Origin of the sequence: Paenibacillus oenotherae (assembly GCF_019443105.1) — a bacterium.
In the GTDB taxonomy this organism is placed as follows: Bacteria; Bacillota; Bacilli; order Paenibacillales; family Paenibacillaceae; genus Paenibacillus_Z; species Paenibacillus_Z oenotherae.
Map to the genome: position 1 here is coordinate 1 of NZ_JAHZIJ010000085.1, position 550 is coordinate 550.

At 51.8% G+C, this 550-nt stretch carries 1 protein-coding gene; it reads left to right on the forward strand.

What is annotated here, in order from left to right; all coding sequences use genetic code 11:
• On the forward strand, window positions 1–550 hold a 550-nt coding region (locus tag K0T92_RS24680), incomplete at both ends, for a starch-binding protein (RefSeq protein ID WP_219875277.1).

Genomic DNA, 550 nt, shown 5'->3' on the forward strand with positions numbered 1-550 from the left:
ACTTCTACGAAACAGCGCCTAAGGAAGCAAGTGAGCCTACATGGGCGACAGCTCCTGCAATGACAAGCGTAGGCGGCGACTGGTACGTCTACAGCTTCGATACAGCAGAAGCTGCAAAAATGATCTTCAAAGACAACACAGGCAAGCAGCTCCCTGGCCAAAGCCAACCTGGCTTTGCAAGAACGGCAACGGGCTGGTACGATGGCACTGCGTGGCATGATGCAGATCCGCGCGAAGTAACAAAACCAACTACACCAACAGGTCTGGCTTCTTCGGCTAAGACCGACAAGACGGTATCCTTGACTTGGAACGCGTCCACTCACAGCTCCGGCATTGCTGGTTACGATGTATACCGCAATGGCGTCAAAGTGGGTACGGCAACAACGACTTCCTACACGGATACAGGCTTGATCAAGTTGACAGCTTATACGTACAAAGTGGTTGCGAAGAGCAACGCTGGTCAATCTTCCGATGACAGCAGCACAATCACAGTTACAACGAATGATAGCGGAACTGTTGTAGCACCAACAGCACCAACAGGTCTGGCTTC